The sequence below is a fragment of the Sulfurimonas sp. NWX367 genome (assembly GCF_039667065.1).
Lineage (GTDB): Bacteria > Campylobacterota > Campylobacteria > Campylobacterales > Sulfurimonadaceae > Sulfurimonas > Sulfurimonas hydrogeniphila.
Genome location: NZ_JALCZM010000003.1, coordinates 15,541 through 34,430 on the forward strand (window position 1 = coordinate 15,541; position 18,890 = coordinate 34,430).

19 protein-coding genes and 1 tRNA gene are annotated in these 18,890 nt (G+C 37.6%); 9 read left to right on the forward strand and 11 right to left on the reverse strand.

Going from position 1 to position 18,890, the window contains the following annotated elements:
- Position 1: 1 nt before the first annotated feature.
- From csrA to MNY28_RS08810, 3 genes are read right to left on the reverse strand one after another with little or no spacing between them, the layout of a single operon-like run.
- A complete protein-coding gene (gene csrA, locus MNY28_RS08800) occupies positions 2-235 on the reverse strand; it encodes a carbon storage regulator CsrA (protein WP_151899601.1) in 234 nt (77 codons plus the stop codon).
- A complete protein-coding gene (truB, locus tag MNY28_RS08805; protein ID WP_346389588.1) occupies positions 229-1,050 on the reverse strand; it encodes a tRNA pseudouridine(55) synthase TruB in 822 nt (273 codons plus the stop codon). The genes csrA and truB overlap by 7 nt, the downstream gene beginning before the upstream one ends.
- A complete protein-coding gene (locus MNY28_RS08810) occupies positions 1,047-3,095 on the reverse strand; it encodes a UvrD-helicase domain-containing protein (RefSeq protein ID WP_346389589.1) in 2,049 nt (682 codons plus the stop codon). The genes truB and MNY28_RS08810 overlap by 4 nt, the downstream gene beginning before the upstream one ends.
- Before the next feature lie 127 nt (positions 3,096-3,222).
- Between MNY28_RS08810 and MNY28_RS08815 the strand changes: the two genes are divergently transcribed.
- Entirely contained in the window at positions 3,223-4,125 is a 903-nt protein-coding gene (locus MNY28_RS08815) for a LysR family transcriptional regulator (RefSeq protein ID WP_151899598.1), read from the forward strand.
- A gap of 8 nt (positions 4,126-4,133) precedes the next feature.
- Here the strand turns inward: MNY28_RS08815 and MNY28_RS08820 are convergent, their stop codons facing one another.
- From MNY28_RS08820 to MNY28_RS08835, 4 genes are read right to left on the reverse strand one after another with little or no spacing between them, the layout of a single operon-like run.
- Entirely contained in the window at positions 4,134-4,592 is a 459-nt protein-coding gene (locus tag MNY28_RS08820) for a hypothetical protein (RefSeq protein WP_151899597.1), read from the reverse strand.
- On the reverse strand, positions 4,586-5,167 hold the full coding sequence (locus MNY28_RS08825; protein ID WP_346389590.1) for an aminotransferase class IV family protein: 582 nt from the start codon (positions 5,165-5,167) through the stop codon (positions 4,586-4,588). The genes MNY28_RS08820 and MNY28_RS08825 overlap by 7 nt, the downstream gene beginning before the upstream one ends.
- The gene (cysK, locus tag MNY28_RS08830) at positions 5,160-6,083 is read right to left on the reverse strand and encodes a cysteine synthase A (protein WP_346389591.1); all 924 of its coding nucleotides are present in this window, start codon (positions 6,081-6,083) and stop codon (positions 5,160-5,162) included. Before cysK ends, MNY28_RS08825 begins: the two co-directional genes overlap by 8 nt.
- Entirely contained in the window at positions 6,083-6,538 is a 456-nt protein-coding gene (locus MNY28_RS08835; RefSeq protein ID WP_346389592.1) for a low molecular weight protein-tyrosine-phosphatase, read from the reverse strand. Before MNY28_RS08835 ends, cysK begins: the two co-directional genes overlap by 1 nt.
- A 77-nt stretch (positions 6,539-6,615) precedes the next feature.
- On the opposite strand from MNY28_RS08835, the gene MNY28_RS08840 reads away from it, so the two are divergent.
- Positions 6,616-6,873, forward strand: a complete 258-nt coding sequence (locus MNY28_RS08840) for a hypothetical protein (RefSeq protein WP_346389593.1) — start codon at positions 6,616-6,618, stop codon at positions 6,871-6,873.
- A gap of 7 nt (positions 6,874-6,880) precedes the next feature.
- Here MNY28_RS08840 and MNY28_RS08845 read toward each other — a convergent pair whose 3' ends face one another.
- The 3 genes from MNY28_RS08845 to bamD form a co-directional block, all read right to left on the reverse strand.
- Complete coding sequence (locus MNY28_RS08845; protein WP_151899592.1) at positions 6,881-7,333, reverse strand: YaiI/YqxD family protein; 453 nt, start codon at positions 7,331-7,333, stop codon at positions 6,881-6,883.
- Between the two features lie 91 nt (positions 7,334-7,424).
- Positions 7,425-9,842, reverse strand: coding sequence for an endopeptidase La (gene lon, locus MNY28_RS08850; RefSeq protein WP_346389594.1), 2,418 nt, complete (start codon positions 9,840-9,842; stop codon positions 7,425-7,427).
- An 18-nt stretch (positions 9,843-9,860) separates the two neighbouring features.
- Complete coding sequence (gene bamD, locus MNY28_RS08855) at positions 9,861-10,598, reverse strand: outer membrane protein assembly factor BamD (RefSeq protein ID WP_346389595.1); 738 nt, start codon at positions 10,596-10,598, stop codon at positions 9,861-9,863.
- Between the two features lie 114 nt (positions 10,599-10,712).
- Here bamD and MNY28_RS08860 point away from each other — a divergent pair, with 114 nt between their 5' ends.
- The gene (locus MNY28_RS08860) at positions 10,713-11,135 is read left to right on the forward strand and encodes a nucleotidyltransferase domain-containing protein (RefSeq protein ID WP_346389596.1); all 423 of its coding nucleotides are present in this window, start codon (positions 10,713-10,715) and stop codon (positions 11,133-11,135) included.
- The gene (locus MNY28_RS08865) at positions 11,104-11,511 is read left to right on the forward strand and encodes a HepT-like ribonuclease domain-containing protein (protein WP_346389597.1); all 408 of its coding nucleotides are present in this window, start codon (positions 11,104-11,106) and stop codon (positions 11,509-11,511) included. The genes MNY28_RS08860 and MNY28_RS08865 overlap by 32 nt, the downstream gene beginning before the upstream one ends.
- A gap of 1 nt (position 11,512) precedes the next feature.
- On the opposite strand, the gene MNY28_RS08870 is transcribed toward MNY28_RS08865, so the two are convergent.
- Positions 11,513-11,588, reverse strand: a tRNA-Phe gene (locus MNY28_RS08870).
- Between the two features lie 256 nt (positions 11,589-11,844).
- Between MNY28_RS08870 and MNY28_RS08875 the strand changes: the two genes are divergently transcribed.
- From MNY28_RS08875 to raiA, 5 genes are all read left to right on the forward strand, one after another.
- Entirely contained in the window at positions 11,845-16,251 is a 4,407-nt protein-coding gene (locus tag MNY28_RS08875; protein ID WP_346389598.1) for a hypothetical protein, read from the forward strand.
- A complete protein-coding gene (locus MNY28_RS08880; protein WP_346389599.1) occupies positions 16,245-16,871 on the forward strand; it encodes a type II secretion system protein in 627 nt (208 codons plus the stop codon). Before MNY28_RS08875 ends, MNY28_RS08880 begins: the two co-directional genes overlap by 7 nt.
- Positions 16,871-17,794 carry a type II secretion system protein gene (locus MNY28_RS08885; protein WP_346389600.1) on the forward strand — a complete coding sequence of 308 codons (924 nt, stop codon included), beginning with the start codon at positions 16,871-16,873 and terminating at the stop codon, positions 17,792-17,794. The genes MNY28_RS08880 and MNY28_RS08885 overlap by 1 nt, the downstream gene beginning before the upstream one ends.
- A complete protein-coding gene (locus MNY28_RS08890; protein WP_151899584.1) occupies positions 17,770-18,270 on the forward strand; it encodes a hypothetical protein in 501 nt (166 codons plus the stop codon). The genes MNY28_RS08885 and MNY28_RS08890 overlap by 25 nt, the downstream gene beginning before the upstream one ends.
- A gap of 68 nt (positions 18,271-18,338) precedes the next feature.
- Complete coding sequence (raiA, locus tag MNY28_RS08895; RefSeq protein ID WP_151899583.1) at positions 18,339-18,872, forward strand: ribosome-associated translation inhibitor RaiA; 534 nt, start codon at positions 18,339-18,341, stop codon at positions 18,870-18,872.
- Positions 18,873-18,890: the final 18 nt, after the last annotated feature.

Sequence of the window (18,890 nt, forward strand, 5' to 3'; positions counted from 1 at the left end):
TTTATTTTCCCAGTATTTTGTTCAAAGACAGAATATCATTTTCGTCTACAGTCCCCAAAGAAGCCGCCTTGTTACTCGCTTTGACCTCTTCGATAAGCTCATTTCTAATGATGGAAATCTCTTTTGGCGCGTCAATTCCGAGTTTTACGACACCGTTTTCTACAGAGATAACTTTTACAACAATATTTTCACCAATAACTATAGATTCATCTGCTTTTCTTGCAAGTACTAACATTCTATCCTGCCTAATTCATATTTTACTCTGCCCTCATTTACTGTAATAATGGAGATGCTTTCGCCATTATCCAGCCAGTATGTGCCGTCATCCTGCAACTCTAAATCTTCTAAAGCAAGAACTCTTCCATACTTTACATTATCGCTTTCACCCAAATAGTAATTCTGGGGAATGTTTAAAGATTCTTTGATATTCAAGGCTTTTTCATCCTCATAAACAAACTGTCCTTCATTCAGTCGCTCAAGCATACTTAAACTTCCATGCGCTATACCAAGTTTATGCGCAATCATCTCTCCCAGAGAACGTATATAAGTCCCTTCGCTTACACTTGCTTCAAAGGTCACAAAGGGATGGCAGTAGTGAATCAGTTTCATTTCATAAACAGTTGAGTTGACAGTATTGAGAACAACCTCTTTTCCCGCACGTGCCAAATCATACGCTCGCTGTCCGTTTATCCGTTTTGCACTGAAAATCGGCGGTTTATACTCTAATTCACCCTCTAAAGACAAAAGCACCGCTTCAATCTCCTTTACATGTAAAGGTTCAGGAAGTACAACTTCTTCGATCATCTCTGTATCAAGGGTATCACTCTTTGCACCAAGCCACAAAGTCGCTTTGTATCTTTTAGGTGTTTTGTTCAAAAATCTAAAAAGTTTCGTATGTGAGCCAAAACCTACCAAAAGCACGCCTTTGGCAAAAGGATCCAGTGTTCCGGCAAAACCTGCTTTTTTATTGTTATACTTTTTTTTCAGACTGTAAAGATACTTGTTTGAGCCTACTCCCGAAGGTTTGTATGCAACAAAAAGACGATTCATAACTTCTCTACAAATGATGCAAGAATATCGCGTTTTGTTCCTGCAAAATTAATCTTGAGTTTAAACTCTCTTCCCGACTTACTCACACCGATAATGCGCCCTGTTCCAAAGATTTTATGCCGTACCAGATCACCTTTTTTAAATGCTGTGTTTTTTTCACACTTTAAAGAGCCTTTGCAAAGTCCGGCTTCATTGAAAAAACGGCTTTTTTCCAAATCACTTCTGCGCCCTTTGTAAAATCTGCTCCCGGCATGGCAAAGCGTCAAGGTCTCTTTGGCACGGGTAAACGCAACATACCCAAGTCGTCTCTCTTCTTCCAAATCACTTCCGTCTCCTGTCAGTGGCAAAAAGCCCTCTTCCATTCCTATGACAAAAACATGTTCAAACTCCAAACCTTTGGAGGCATGTATACTCATCATGTAGATACTCTCCCCCTCCACCTGGTCCTGCTCACTTTGCAACGTCAGTTCGTTTAAAAACTCATCCAAAGAACTCTGTGGTGATTTTTTTACAAAATCTCTAAAAAGACCGTAAAACTCATCTATATTGAGAATTCTTTCCTGTGAGTCTTGCATATTTTTGTAAATATCTTTCAAAGAAAAAGTTTCTTCCAAAGCATCTATAAACTCATAAGTAGACGCCTGCGCAATACCGGCAACCTCTTGAATGTTTTTAGCAAACTCTTTGAGCGTTGCAGCATTTTTCTTTCTGACCAGGCCTTCAAGTTCTTCCATGGATGCCTGAGTGATATATTCATAAATAGAAGTTCCCTTTTTCTGAGCTGCAAGTTCAATTTTATCCAAACTTGCTTTGCCCAGTCCGCGTTTCGGCTTGTTGACTATACGTTTCAAGGAGAAGTCATCATGATGATTTGTAATCACCCTGATATAAGAAATAAGGTCTTTTATCTCTGCCCGGTCATAAAATCGCAAACCACCCACAAGTTTATAGTTAATCCCGTAACGGTTCAAGCCTTCTTCTACAGAACGTGACAGAACATTGACACGGTACAAAATAGCTATTTCTCTGGCACGTACTCCGCTCTCAAGCAGTTTTTGTATTTTTGCGGCAACTTTTCTTGCCTCTTCGTTTTCATCATTAGAATTCAGTGTTGTCACATCATCCCCGTTGCCACGCGTTGCTATGAGTTTTTTTCCCAAACGGGACCGGTTGTGCTCGATAAGCGCATTGGCAACTTTTAAAATCGGCGCACGTGAACGGTAGTTCTCTTCGAGTTTAAAGACATGTGTGCCTGAAAAATCCTGGTCAAACTCCATAATATTGCGAATATGCGCACCACGCCAGCCGTATATACTCTGATCGTCATCACCGACTACACACAAATTGTTATGCACTGTACAAAGTTTTTGTAACAGCTTAAACTGCAGTTCGTTTGTATCCTGGTACTCGTCAATCATAATGTACTGATATTTCTGCGAGGTAGCCTTTGACAACTCAGGGTTTTCATCCAAAAGTTTATAGGTAAGCGCGATGAGATCATCGAAATCAACAAGATTGTTTTCCAGTAAATATTTTTCATACTCTGCAAAAACTTCGGCAATCTGCTTGTAACTGAACAGTTCAGTCTGCTTGTAGGCATCATCAGGACTCATTAAAGAGTTTTTGTATCTGGAAATTTCACTCGCGATAAGCGGTGTCGGCAGCTCAGAATTTATTTTTTTAATGATTCTCTTTTTATCATCTGTATCTATCACAACAAAATTATTGGCTCTGCCCAGAAGATGTATATTGAATTTTAAAAAAAGAAGTCCAAACTTGTGAAAGGTACAAAGAAGAGGAGGATAGGCGACATTTTCTATCATAGAGAGAGAACGCTCTTTCATCTCTTTTGCAGCTTTGTTTGTAAACGTCAGGGTAAGTGTATTTGAAGCGGGAATACCCACAACCTCAATAAGATACGCCAAGCGTGAAATAATTGTTGTCGTCTTTCCGCTTCCCGCTCCTGCAAGAATCAGGACAGGTCCTTCTGTTTGCTTTACTGCTGCTGCTTGAGACTCATTTAAATGATTAAAAATTTTTTCCATATATGTTCACTACTAAGTTGTATTTCTACTTATTATAGCTAAAATGTCATAAATTATTACAAAACTATTGCAATAATTATAATTATGAGTTATAATTTTACTATTATTGATACTTATAGGAATTATTATGTTAAAAGATTTTGCGAAATTACATACTTTTTTGATGGTTATAAAAGAGAAAAGCTTCTCTAAAGCATCAGCAAAACTTGGGATTTCCCAGCCCGCTGTCACGCAGCAAATCAAGTTCATTGAAGATTATCTTGATACAAAAATCGTTGATAGAAAGAAAAACGGAATTATCCTCACAAAAGAGGGTGAAGATCTCTACAGAATCGCTTTAAGACTTGAAAAAGCTATACACAGCAGTGAAAAAGAGTTGTTAAAAATAATCAACAAAGAGTTCACTTTTGTCATGGGTTCTTCTTTTGCAATCGGTAATTATGTGCTTCCGAATTATCTCAGTGAAATAAAAAAACGCATCAACAATGAAGTTTTTATGAATGTGGATCTCTCTTCAAACATTATTGACCAGCTTGAAGATAAAAAAATAGATGTCGCACTCATCGAATCTCCTGTTTTCAGAGATGGTGTCATTTACAGAGAATGGGTGGAAGATGAATTGGTCGTTTTTTCAAACCAGCCGATGAAAAAACATCTCAGTGCAGATGATTTACTCGATTTCGACTGGATTTGTCGCAATGAGGACTCCCACACAAGAAAACTGACATCAGAAGTTTTTGAAGAGATGGGAGTGCAGTGTAATAATTTCAATGTTATCGGTGTTCTTGCCAGTCCGACTTCCATCAAGGAGTCTATTTTACATGCAGACAAGAACGCAGAACGACCTCTTGTCTCTATTATGTCCCGTCATGTCATCAAGTCAGAAATCGAAAACGGCCAACTTTATGAAGCCAGACTAAAAAACCATAAAATTACAAGAAGTTTTTACATAGCCTATCTAAAAGACAGAAAACATGATGCTTTTGTAGACAATGTAGTCAATTATCTGCTCTCGCTTAACAGAGTGTAGATAGCGTCTTATTTTATAAACTTGGAGTTTTCCGGATTTGAGAGAAAAGATGCCATGGAGTTTTTCACTCCGCTTTCGTCTATATCAGCTTCTTGTTTCTTTGTTTCCTCTTTATATGCAGATATATTAATCAAAACCGGAGTTTCATCGATAATAATCTGTAAAATACTCAGCAAGGGTACATGTACAACACTTCCAAAATTTTCACTGCCAAAACCTGCCTCAAAAATTAAAATATCATCCTCTATTCTGGCAGTCTCAAATGTATATCCTGCTAAAAAGAAAAGTGTCAACGGACGAAACTCAGCGTTTATACTTTCCGGTAGTGCCGGTGCAAAACTCACATCTTCGATTTTACATAAAATACCGAAATTCTGCTCTTTTTCAAACAGCAGAACAATCAACTCCTGAATATTTTTTTTCATTAAGTGTGCAAAATCTCTGTCTTGTATTATATTTTCTAACAAATTATATCCCTTATGTTTTCATTTGGTATTATATCAAAATCTATCATAGCATTCATCAGTGCAACCTGTTCGAAATGATTTAAATCCTCTACAGATATATCATCTTCTCTGATTTTCCCGCTCTCGAGCAACCTTGCTCTGGTCGTTCCTTCAAGCAAAGGGCTTTTTGGTGTTATCCATTCATCTTTATATTTAAAAGCGATATTGGCAATGGATGTATCTGTAATAAGAGAATTTTTTACAATAAGTATGTCATCGCAAAAAGATTTTTTTTCCAGCAGCTTCTCTATTTTGCTTCTGTCATAATATTTTTTACAATACTCTATCTCATTATCAAAAACAAGTTTCAGAGTTTGAATACTCTTTTTTTTATACTGATGGTATGTGATGCTGTACTCTTCGCCATCATATACAACCCTGCACCGGAAAAATCCTGATGCGGGAGGATGTAAAATATCTTGTAGTATAATGCCGGAATGCCCAACTGTTTTCTCAAGCCGTTTTTGATGGTATGCAAGATGAAACAGTTTTGCATCAACTGCTTTGATTGTTTCTAAATATTGAATTTTATTCACTGAAAAGTTCTGTACTTAAGTACCTTTCTCCCGTGTCACATAAAACGGTCACAATCGTTTTGCCTTTGAATTCTTCCCGTGAAGCCACCTGCATAGCAGCATATACATTTGCCCCTGAAGATATACCTACAAGCAATCCCTCTTTTTTTGCCAACATTCTGGCTGTTGCTATGGCATCTTCATTACTCACTTTTATCACTTCACGGTAACAGGAGGTATCTAAAATTGCAGGAACAAAACCTGCGCCTATTCCCTGAATTTTATGTGGAGCCGGGCTCTCTCCTGAGAGAATTGCCGAAGCTTCAGGCTCTACTGCAAAAACAGCAATATCTGCAATATGTTCTTTCAAGACCTTCGAAGTTCCGCTAAGCGTTCCTCCCGTCCCTACAGCTGCCACAAAAGCATCCAGATTTTGCTCTGTATCACGGAGGATTTCCTGTGCCGTTGTGATTTCATGTATCTCCGGATTTGCCGGATTTTCAAACTGTTGTAAGATTATAGAGTCCGGTGTATTTTCCTGAATTTCCTGTGCTTTTTGAATGGCTCCGTTCATCCCTTTTGCAGCCGGAGTCAGTACCAGTTCAGCGCCTAAAGCTTTGAGCAGGTTTCTTCTCTCTACACTCATAGACTCAGGCATAGTTAAAATAAGTTTTAAATTTTGAGCTGCACAGTTGGCTGCCAGAGCAATTCCTGTATTTCCGCTTGTAGGTTCAATAATCGTTGTATTTGCTTGAATACGTCCTGATTCTATACCCCTGCGGATCATATTGAATCCTATTCTGTCTTTGACCGAACTTGTCGGATTCATAAACTCACATTTTCCCAATATCGTGGCACCTGTCAGCTTTGATGCCTCATTCAGCCTTACCAATGGCGTGTTGCCTACTAATTCAGTTATATTTTTTGCAATTTTCATTATTTTTCCTCTTGAAGTAATTTTACACTAAAAAGATTATTTACACAAACTTCTATCATTTTGTAGACTTCTAAAAATCCGTCAAATCCGTCAAAAAAATACGGATCCGGAACATCCTGACAATTAAATGCGAAACATCCCAGCTTTTCTATATTTTTGGCACCCAGTTTCTTGACATGCAGCCTGTTGTTTTCATCAAGTACAACTATCAACTCATATACATCAATATCTTCTTTTGTAAACTGTCTCGCTCTAAGATGGCTGATATCTATGCCGTGCATTTGTGCCACCTTGATAGAACCCTCACATGGGGGTTCGCCGATATGCCAGTCTCCTGTCCCTGCAGAGTCTATTTTTATATCTATTTTATGTTCTTGTGCTATTTTTTTGGCAATCCCCTCTGCCAACGGGGAACGGCAGATATTGCCAAGACATACAAATATAACGGATTTCATATATTTCCTATTCTTTGAGTATAATAAGTATTGCTATTTTAAAGCAATACTTATTATACAAAAAAATAGAGGCAATCATGGCAATCTACAGTAGCGACGGCAAAAAATTACTTAATGTTGAGTTTGATGTAACGCCACAGGTTGGAGATATAGTTGATGACATGCGTGTTTTATCTGTCAATCAAAAAGAGAATGAAGAATATGCCGTATTCTTGCTTGAACCAAATACACGAGTCACCTGTTATGTTTTTGATGAAATTTTCATTATCGGCAAAGAAAGTGGATTTGAAAGTTTAAATGATGCCATTTTTTCCTGGAAAAATGACGAAATCTAAAACAGTGTCATCGCATATGTTTTTGCAAAAACATGTTTAGCTGATTTGCAAAAAGTTCGGCATCTTTTGAACCAAAAGGCTTCGGACCTTGCGTCATCTCTCCCATTTCTCTGATATTCTCCATGAGATTCCGCATTGCAAGATACTGTTTGATGTTGTCTTTGCTGTAAAGTTCGCCTCTGTGATCTATTGCATGGGCATTCTTATCTATAACTCTGTCCGCCAAGGGAATATCTGCAGTGATAACCAAATCCCCCGAATGTACTTTTTGTACAATTTTATTGTCAGCCTCATCTGCACCTGCATCTACAATGACATACTCTATATTTTTTGATTTTCCAATATTGATTTTTTTATTTGCAAACACACAGGTTTTTATGCCGTACTTTTCTATTTGACGAAAAATAATCGGTTTTAAGAGGTTAGGAAAGGCATCGCCGTCTATATATATTCTCAGCATTATATTTCTCTTTTTAAACATTATAACAAATAAACAAACATTCAAAAAGGGCGTATCGTTACATGTAATTATAAATTTGGATTTTCAGGTTCTACACAAGAACCTGTTTTAATACCTCTTCTACCCGTTTGACCGGTACAATCTCAAGTGCTTCTCTTACTTCTTTTGGAATATCTTCCAAATCTCTTTCATAATTTTTTGCAGGAATCAGAGCTTTAGTCATATCGGCTTTATATGCAGCTATAAGCTTCTCTTTTAATCCGCCAATCGGCAAAACATCCCCTGTTAATGAAACTTCTCCTGTCATAGCGACATCAGAGCGCACTTTATAGGAACCGAGTATGGAAGATATAACTGTTACCATGGCTATACCCGCACTCGGTCCGTCTTTTGGCGTTGCACCGTCCGGTACATGTACATGTAAATCATACCGCTTGTAAACCTCACTCGGATCAACCTCTATAATCTCCTCTTTTTCTTTAAAGGTCAGCGGAATATTGTCTTGAGAAATTCTCAGCTTTCGTTTGTCTATAAGTGTTTTTACAACACTCATGGCAATTCTTGCAGACTCTTTCATAACATCACCCAGACTGCCTGTAAGCTGCAGATTGCCTTTGCCTTTGATGCGGATACTCTCTATTCGTAAAACATCTCCGCCTACTGCTGTCCATGCCAGGCCGTTGACTACACCGATAACAGGGACTTTGTCTGTTTTTTCAATCTCAAAGACACTTTTATCAAAAAACTGTTTTAAGTTTTTCAGTGTCACTGATACTTTTGCAACATTTTTGTGTTTTAACAGTTCCATAGCTGCTTTTCTCGCCATTTCAGCTATACGGCGGCGTAAATTTCTCACACCTGCTTCACGTGTATAACTGTGTATCAGCTCTTTTAACGCCGGTTTTGAAATACTGAGTTCAGATTTTTTGAGTCCGTGTTTTTTAATCTCCTGCGGCAACAGATAACGACGGGCTATCTCAAACTTTTCCTGCGGTGTATATGAACTTAAGGTGATAAATTCCATTCTGTCACGCAAAGGAGCAGGAATACGCCCGACATCATTTGCTGTTGCTATAAAAATTACATTGCTCAGATCCAAATCAAAATTCAGATAATAATCGCGAAACTCGCTGTTTTGTTCAGGATCCAAAATCTCTAAAAGAGCCGCTGTCGGGTCCCCTCTTTGTGAGCGGGTAATTTTATCGATCTCATCAAGCACTATCACAGGATTCATTTTTTTCGCATCTATAAGCCCCTGTGCTATACGTCCCGGCATAGCCCCAACATAGGTACGGCGATGTCCGCGCAATTCATTCACATCTTCAAGACCGCCCAGTGCTATTCTGATAAGCGGACGTTTGAGTGCTGTTGCTATTGAGTTTGCCAAAGAAGTCTTTCCGACACCCGGAGGACCCGAAAAACACAATATCGCTCCAGCACTTTTTTTCGCTGAAACACCGCGAAGTTCAAGCAGTTCTTTTACAGCAAAATACTCTACGATTCTCTCTTTTGGTTTTTTTAGCGAAAAATGGTCTTTGTTGAGCTGTTCTTCCACACTCTCTATGCGAAGCGGTTTTTTTGCCAAATCGCCAAAAGGAAGATCCAAAGCCCAGTCAAGATATGTCTGCGTCATAGAAGCATCCGAAGAATCCGGGTGCATACGTGCAAATCGTTCAAGCTGTTTGCTTATCTCTTTGTAGGCATCTTCTCCCATTTTTTCTTTTTTGGCTTCAAGCTTTTTTCTGTACTCTTCTATCTCTTCTTCTCGGGATGTGTCCGTTCCAAGTTCTTTTTGAATCTGTTTGAGCTGCTCTTTTAAGAAGTACTCTTTGTTGACTTTTTCTATATGTGTATGTACTTTTGAACGAATTTCGCGCTGAAGCTTGTTTGCCTCTATCTCGTCAATCAACAGATCGATAAGATCCAAAAATCTTTTTTCTGTATCAGTTTCTACAAAAAGCTTATAAGCCTGCTCTTTTTTGAGTTTTACTGTTGAACATATCAGGTCAATGATACGGTTGTGATCATGATTTTCTTCTATGGTTCGCAAAAGGTCAGGCGGGAAGTAGTTACTTACAGCAGCCAAAGCTCTCACTTTTTCACGCACGACTTCAAGTATTGCATCAATTTTTAAAGAATCAACCTCTGTTGACTGCATCACGTCTACATGGGCTATAAGCGGATCTTCTGCAACTTTATATAAAGATTTTGCACGGGCAAGCCCTTGAAAAAGTACTTTGACCCGTCCGTCAGGAAGCGAAACCTTTCGCATAATTGAACCTACCACACCTGCGTCATACAGTGCGTCATACTCTCTTTCACCTTCATGTCCTGGCTTAGTCGGGCAGACTATCACCAAAGAATTGTTTTCAATGGCCTTTGTTGCCGCCTTAATATTTTTTTCATCACTTAAAAAAAGCGGTGAAATCATAAAAGGATATAAAAAAAGTTCATCTTCTGCTATCACCGGGATGTCAGCAGGAAATTCTCCGTAGTTGCTTAATTTCATAAATATAGTTTCCTTATATTATTTTGTTTTATTATTGTCTGATTTAACTGTATTTCTAGAGACGACACTCTGTGTATCCGGAATCATAAAAGCATACCAGCTGGATGTACCGTCTCCTTCAAATATTTCTCTGTACCATGGTATTTTTGCACGCTCAACTTCATCCCATTTTATCCATGGTTCTACTCTTAAGGTGCGATAATATGCTGCCGATTCCGGCTTGTCAAGTCTGGTATACAAATCGACAATTTCCTTGTTTAAAGAGGCATCAGCAAGATATAAATTTGTCAGCATCGTATCCACCAAAGAGTAGTACATAGAGTGCGGATAATTTTGCTTGAATGTTTTTGCATTTTTTATGGCCTCAAGTATAAGCCCTTGATCACGTCTTGGATTTGGAAGGGCCATATATTTTGCTTTAATCTTTAAAAATTCCGCAAATTCTCTCTCATTGGCATTTGCATATCTTCTGACATACTCATTTAAAAAGTGTTCAGTAAGCAGATACTCTTCATTGTGCATATGCGCAATTGCAAGAATCATGGTTGCCTCAGGCAAAAGAGGTGACCCGATATGTTCCCCCTGTAAAGAGGAATAGTAATCATCCGCTTTCTCAATATTTCCGGATGAAATAGACTCCACAATTTTGCCATACCAGTAAACAGCCGGCTTGTTGTATTCCTCCACCTCTTTTGAACACGAAGCAAATAAAATGATAAAAGAGAGAGCAAATACAAAAGAGAATTTTGATTTCATATGAAAATATCCTAATTAAATTAAATTGAATGTTATTTTATCCAAAAGTTATATAATAGGGATTAAACTAAAAAAATTTATGTGTTATAATAAATAAATAAAAGGTTCAACAAGATGGATATAAATCAAATAAAGCGTATTTTACAAAGATATGACACTGTCGAAAATGCATTACTCTTTGGGTCGTATGCAACAAATACCCAGCACAACATGAGTGACATGGATATTGCAGTGCAAACAAGCCGTGAACTCAATTTATTTGAGATGGGTGATATTATCGCAAGCCTTGAGACGGAACTAAATCATAAAATAGATTTTGTAATATTTAATGAACTTTATAAAACATCACCACTTCTTGCCTATAATATCTACAAAAACCATACGATTCTTATACTGAATAATAAAAAAAAATATGATATCTTCAAAGAAAATGCTCTCCATTACTATCTTGATTTTAAGCATATACTTGATGAGCAAAACCTGGCATTTAGCAAAAGGATAAGTAATGGAAATATTGCAAAAACTCAAACAGCTTGAAGAAAATATAAAAATATTAGAAGAACTGAAACAAGAGATGCAAGTTGAAGACATTGCGGCAAATAAACGTTACGAATGGGAACTTCGATATGGTTTTTTTGAATCAATACAAATAATGATAGATGTCAGCTGTAAAGTGACAAATTATTTTAACCTGGGGAAGCCTGAAAATTATAAAGAATGCATAGAAATTCTTAGTAAAAATGACTACCTAAACAAATTTCATAGCCAAAAGTATATTGCAATGATAGGACTTCGAAATCTTCTTATCCATGAATATACGACAATTGACATAAAAAAACTCTATGATTTTTTAAATTCTATTGATGACTTCAAAAATTTTATACGTGAGATTAAAGAAAATATATCTGAATAAGTGGTGGCCTGTCTCGGAATCGAACCAAGGACACAGTGATTTTCAGTCACTTGCTCTACCGACTGAGCTAACAGGCCAAATTGAAGAAACGAAATTATACCTTTATGAGCTGAATATAAACTTATAAAATCCACTCTCTTTTTGTCACTTTTAACACATTTTCTCATAAATTTTAAAAATACCATAAAAAACATAGCACAATAACCTCTTTTAAAGATATTTCAGCTAAAATTTAGCAATAAAGTACGACAATTGAAACGTAGACAATTGTTTCTTTTTAACATGAGCCCCCTTTGTGGGTGCCGTGATTTTTCCTACAAAAAAGGGGATGTTATGAAAAAGTTGTTATTCCTTTCAATTTTATTTTTGACGACATTACTAAATGCAGCAGGAGATAGCTGTTCAAATGCTATAGAGCTTTCTCTGCCAAGTGAAACTGATACTTCTTTGCAAAACAGAACTTGGAGTATGGGTAGCCATTATTTCTATACTTATTACAAGTTTACCCCCTCCTCAAATGGAGAAATTGTTATCCAAACTACTGACATGGACAATGACAGTAACGCCTGGCTCTATGATGATATAGATGAATGCGTATCTTGGTGGGGAAGCACGGTTGCTTCAGATACACGTAATAACAATGACATATACATTACCTACACACTCTCTGCTGGAACAACCTATTATCTCCCTATAAGAAATTATACCGATGATGATGATTCTTTTACGCTCAATCTTTCCTTCTCTTCCTCATTTTCCTCATCTTCTATCAGTAATGATATATGCTATGACAGTATCTCAGTCAGTGGACTAAATTTTGGATTTATAAATGTTCTCAGCAAAACAACTATTCCTATCAGAAATATTTCAAATGGTGATTTATCTGATGTACAGGTAGTTCTGGCATCTGATTCGCTTTTTTCAGCTTTTTCAAACTGTGATGTTTTAGATGGTGACGGCAGTGAAACATGTTCACAAACAAGTGATTTGAGTTTTTTCAATACTTTTACAGCCTTTAACAGTGGTGTCACATATGATTTACAAACACTTATATCAAACAATTCAAAAAGCGCTTATGTTGAATCACTCTTTAGTTTTTTAAACAGTAACGATTATGATTTATTGGCAACATATACAAAAGACGGCACGACATACAGTGGAAAACTTTCACAATGTAAAAATGATACAAACGAGACTTCAGATGGTCGTCCTTTTACCATTAGAAATCCGGATGACACCAGAAATATTCGAGGTAATGTCAAAATCATCGGAAACACTGTTCTATGTGAAAAAGACAGTAATGGTCAATGCAAGGAAACCTCTGATCCAAACAATGACACTACTTTAAGTTACATTAAAGAGCTAGATGGTTTCACCAATGCTTCAAAAGCAAAAATAAGCGGTATTCCGGATACTGCAGAGGTAGTGTGGGCAGGATTTTATGCCCAAGGATATACAAATGAATCGCTAGAAACAGTTCGAGCAGATCTCAACTCTCAGCCCATGTACCTTATAGCACCGGACAACACTCTTTTCCCGCTGTATCCGGAAGTGATTGATTCCTTACAGTGGGTTGGCTACACCTATTCAACCTTTAGTACCGTCAATGCTCTCATTGGAAAAAAAGGGAGTGAGATAAACGGCTGGTGGACAGGTGCAAATATCAAGGCTAGCGAAGGAAAAGATACATCCTTGGGCTATTTTGGAGCATGGACACTTGTTGTTATATATAAAGACAGCAGTGAAAGCTTTCGTAACATTACTGTGTTTGATGGCTATACTAACATTTCATCATACAACAGAGAAGAGACCATAGATTTAAGCGGTTTTTTAACCCCGAAAGCAGGAGATATCAACTCTACTTTTTCTTTCTTTGCAGGGGAAGGGGATATAGCCTATACTGGAGATGAACTCTATTTTAACGGCTCTCAAATTGGAAACTCCAACAATGTCATGTACTCACATACCAGCGGATTTGAGAAAGAGCCAAGCTTAACAAACAATTTTGGTATAGATATTCAAAATATAGATATCGGTACATCCGGAGCAGACTTGCTAGGATACAAAGACACCAGTGCTACAGTACGCTTTACATCAAGTGGAGATTCATACTATCCTAGTATGTTTGTTTTCACAACAAACCTTTATACCCTTGATATCTGTTACGATTATACCTATGGACAAAACGGATACTATACTACAGCACCAAGTATCAAACCTGCACTTATTGATGGAACTTTCAACAAAAGTACACCACTTGACCTTAAAGTCTATTTCAGAAACAGAGAAAATTCTGACACTACTATTAACAACCTGAACATAGATATACTAAACCTTAAAGAAGCCGTTTATCATTTAAACTCTACAAAAATAGCTAAAACAGATACCACTGTGACAAATATTGATGATAATATTTTAGATATTGCATCGGACAAAAGTTATGTTAAGAACATCCCTATTGGTAGCTTTGGAAGTTTGGATTATTTTTATCTCTACTATAGTTTAGACCTGAATCAAAGTACTCTTTCAGAAGTACCGGTTGACATAGAGTTTCGCTATGATTTGACTGTTGACGGTATTGGATTAGGGACATACAGCACTAAATTAAGCGACATGGATCCTTGCCAGCCGACTCCAGGCTACGAACCGGTTCCGGATATTTTCAATATTGTTCAAGCCGGAGAAACAAAAAGTGATGATCCTTACTATTATTTTAATATTCCAACACAGGTCGTCAACAGAGTGGGGAACTTTTTATTAGAATCAATGGATCCCAATGATTTAAACAAATCAAAAGCTGTCAGCAAGGCACAGGATGTCAATATTACAATGGTAAATATGTCAGGTTTTCATTATACCAATGCAACCTGTACAGATCCTGACAACAGTATTGTGATAGGCACGCCTGTAAGCACACACTTTAATATTAATGATACAACCGTCAGTATTGATAAAGATGCAATGCGTACTGCAGCAGTCTTTTCCAAAGCCTCTCAAAATGCGGCCTTTAGAATTATTTATACAGATGAAAACAACAATACGAAAAGCATCTGTTCAAGAGACAACTTTGCCATTCGCCCGGAAAGCTACTCTTTTAAATTTACAGACTATAATCACTCAAATCCGTTACAGCAAAGCTTTATCATAGACAATAACGGCAGTAATATAAAAACTGCCCACTTGGCTGCGGGGTACAATTACCTCTTGACCATGAATGCAACGGACCATCTTAACAATACACCTGTCCTCGGTTACACCACAAGTAGTCTTGATGCAAATATGACATGGCAGGGAACTTCTTCACTTGTTTGTAACGATGAAAGCAATATTACACTCGAACATCCTTTTGTCAATGGTGTTGCAGAAACGAACACAACATGGAACAATGTCGGATCATACAAACTTCATATTATTGATACAAAATGGACAGCGGTTGATTCTCTCTATCTTGATCATCATACAGCTCCGTATTTTCAAACAGGAGCGGACTGTATACAAAACTCATCTGCAGTCGAAGATGAAAGTTCTGCTTCCAAGAATGGTTGTAACATATCTTCGGTGCATCATAATAATGACTATTCCCAAGATTTTCAGGATATGCTTGTATTTTATCACCCTTACAGATTTGATCTCAATGCAACTGCAGGAGGAACAGCTGTTACTCCTACTATCGGCTTGCTGTTTACTCCTGTGCCAGGCACCACACCGTATATCTATATGGCAGACATTAACAATACACTGGATGAGAATATGTCCTACCATTTAAACGGGAGCATTACAGCTTTAGGTGAAAACAATGTCACCCTTTCAAACTTTGTAGACCAATGTTATGCAGTACCTTTGGATATAAACATTTCTACAAGCAACAGAGACTTGAATGACTCAAAGGGGAATCATGTTCCCTACAGAATACGTTTTCATGACATTAATTCGAGTGGCAGTATTATAAATGCATTGGATATCAATCTTACAGAAACAAATCCCGCACTGCAGTCTAATGACATACGCATTCAAACTGCTCAAACATATTTTCCTAAAAATTTAAACGGTACTATGCAGACACGCTTAAATATGAACTATATGAGAGAAAAAGACACTGCTGTCAATCCGACAACACTCACCTTTATAAAGTATCAGGTCAACTGTACAAATGCGGTAGCTGATTGTACTTTTAATGCTGACCTTATAAACAGCAAGACAACAAAAGGGATTAAAGATTTAAATTCGACAATACCCGTCAGGCACTATTACGGGCGCACAAATGCACCGAGACAGACTGTTTTAGGTTCTGACGGCAATGTTTCTGTATACTATGAAGTATTCTGCAACGGAGCTACATGTAACAAATCATTACTTCAAGACGGGAACAGTTCAACATCAACAGATGATCCGCGTTGGTTTGTCAATACCAACCATACTAGCGATGCAGGAACGGCTGCACAAACAGCCACAGTGCAAAAGAATGGTGTAAATGTAAGTATTACCAGAGAAGCCAACGGAAATCATCCTGACTATATTGGAGTACACTACAATGGAAGCAGCGGATATCCGTACAAGGCAACAATGGAAAACAATGCCTCAGGCTGGCTCATTTATAACAAATACAATGCCAATGCCGCAACCAATGAGTTTCAGGTAGACTTTGTCAATCCTAATGCAAACTGGGCCGGCATATATGAAACAAATGCCACAACCAATAAAAATGCTTCTGATAATACCAACAGGAGACTTATGTGGTAAAAAAAAGCGCTTTTACGCTCATAGAGCTTATTTTTGCCATCGTCGTGATTGCAATTACTGTCATCTCTTTGCCAATGATGAATCAGTCCATTTCAAAAGGAATTGATTCAAATCTGCTGCAAGAAGCCATTTTTGCAGCAGCAACAGAACTCAATGAAGCAACAACTGCCCAATGGGACGAAGCTTCCATAGATGAAAACGCAAGTACAACTGTCAGTCAGGTTATAAACCTCGACGGCTTATGTGAAAACAATCAATCCAGTCAACGCTACCGATTAAAACCCGGACATATTCTGGAACCGCTTCATAGAAAATGTTTAAACAATTTAAATCAAACAGCACTCCATTCCAATACCAACCCGGACGTTGATGCAGTTGAAGACAAAGCACATGGATACAGAAATATATTTTTAAACTTAACACCGGGGCAGGAAGGGTACAAGCAAGACTTTAACTCTTCACTTGTCATCAGCTATAACCCTGTATTTGACGGAATTCAAAGACCTAATATGAAAAAATTAACCATTACCGTTAAAGATGAAGAAGGTAATGTTGTTACTTCTTTATTTACCTATGTTGCAAATATCGGCGGCATAGACTACTACAAAAGGTCCTATTAATGAAGAATCGTTTTGCTTTTACTATGCTTGAATTAATATTTGTCATTGTCATTATGGGAATTATAGGAAAATTCGGCGTGGAATTTTTGGCACAGGCCTATAACAGTTTTATATTCTCAAAAATAAATCATGAACTCCAGTCAAAGAGTGAAGCTGCGGTTGAACTCATAGCAAAACGGCTCGAAGGTCGCATAAAGGATTCTGTGATTGCCAGAGAAGCAAATAAAAATTTTGATCCGATCGGAGACGTAAATAATTCAAAGACCTATGCAGTGTTAGAATGGATTGGCAGTGATACGGACGGCTTTCGCGGTATTTCAGATACCACTGCAATCCATCTTCCTAATTGGAGTGGCATTATAGATCTGGATGCAGGAAACAGCAATACATTGGTATCTCCGGAGACCAATACCACAAAAACAAATACTTTGATTGCTATACTCTCAAGTGGTACTGCAGGAATAAATGACAGCGCCATCTTCTTTACAGGGGCAGACAGTGACATCCGTACCGGCTATGGATGGGATACAAATACAACGATAATAAATGCCCAAAAAGGTGCTATGCACCCTGTCCAAAGTGTAGCCGGACAACCGACACAGTTTACATCTTCTACAGGTACAGACTTCAGCGGTGTCGATATTTACGAGTATTACAAATTAGCATGGACTGCCTATGCCGTAGCTATGGAAGACTATAATTCAACTACAAAAATGGGTAATTTATATCTATATCACAATTATCAGCCATGGCAGGGAGAACAATATGATGACAACAATGACAGCCTCCACAAATCATTACTTATGCAAAATGTCAGTACCTTCCGATTTACTGCTATAGGTTCTATTATGAAGATTCAGGTATGCACGAAAACAGACTTGGCAGAGGAGTACTCTTTATGCAAAGAAAAAACAGTATTTTAAAAGGGAAGCGTTCAGGTATTGCCATGATTATGGCGATTGCTGTTATTGTCATTATTGCAACCATAATGGCTTTAGCCATTTCTCTTACTTCCCAAACAACCAAACGCACGACCGATGTCTATCTGTATGAGCAGTCTGTACTTCTTGCGCACAGTGCAGCAGAATATGCACTTTTGCGGATTTCGCAAACTCCACCTTGTACTGATTTAGATACAACATTCACGCAAGACACACTTTACAATATAACAATCAAACTACAATACATATATTATGATGATCCAAATACACCTTTAGTCAATGAAGCACAAGCTGTTTGCAATGCTATACCTGCTGCCAACAGAGGCATACTCTATACAACTGTTACCACACCCGAACAAAACGGTTCTGTCCTTATGGATGTAACTGTAGATGTAAATGATACAACAGTTGCCAGTGAACCTGTCAGATATTTCAAAAGAACTCTGCAAAAATTATAAATTCATACTCTTGATTAAACTTTTTAATGGTATAATTTTTTTCCAATAGAATAAAAAAGGATTTAATCATGAATATCAGCATGACAGGAAGAAATGTAGAACTTACTGATGCTTTAAAAGAGCATATTTCAGCTTCTATCGAAACACTAAAAAAATTTAATTTAGATATTATTTCGGTAAATGTTGTTGTCTCTACACAGACAAAAAAGGGCAAAGAACACGCTATTGTTGAGTTTGTCATCAATCTTGCACATAAAAATACTATAGTAATCAAGCAAAATGATGAGGATGCCTATGCTGCTATTGACCTTGCAACCAACAGAGCACAAAAATCACTCCGTCGTCTCCATGACAAAGTAACAGACCATCAAAAAGTCGGTTTAAATGAAGTCAAAGCGGAAGAAGTCGATGTAAAAGCTGCTGCAGAAGCAATGGAAGATGAAATCATTCCGGTAGAACTTGAACTCTACAAGCCTCGTGAAGTCGAAGATGTTTTAGAAGATCTTAAAAACAGTGATAAAACATTTGAAATCTTTTTAGACAATGAAAACAAAACACGTGTTCTTTTTAAAATGGGGAACAAAAAATTCGGGCTCTATTAAACCCGAAACCCGTACTTT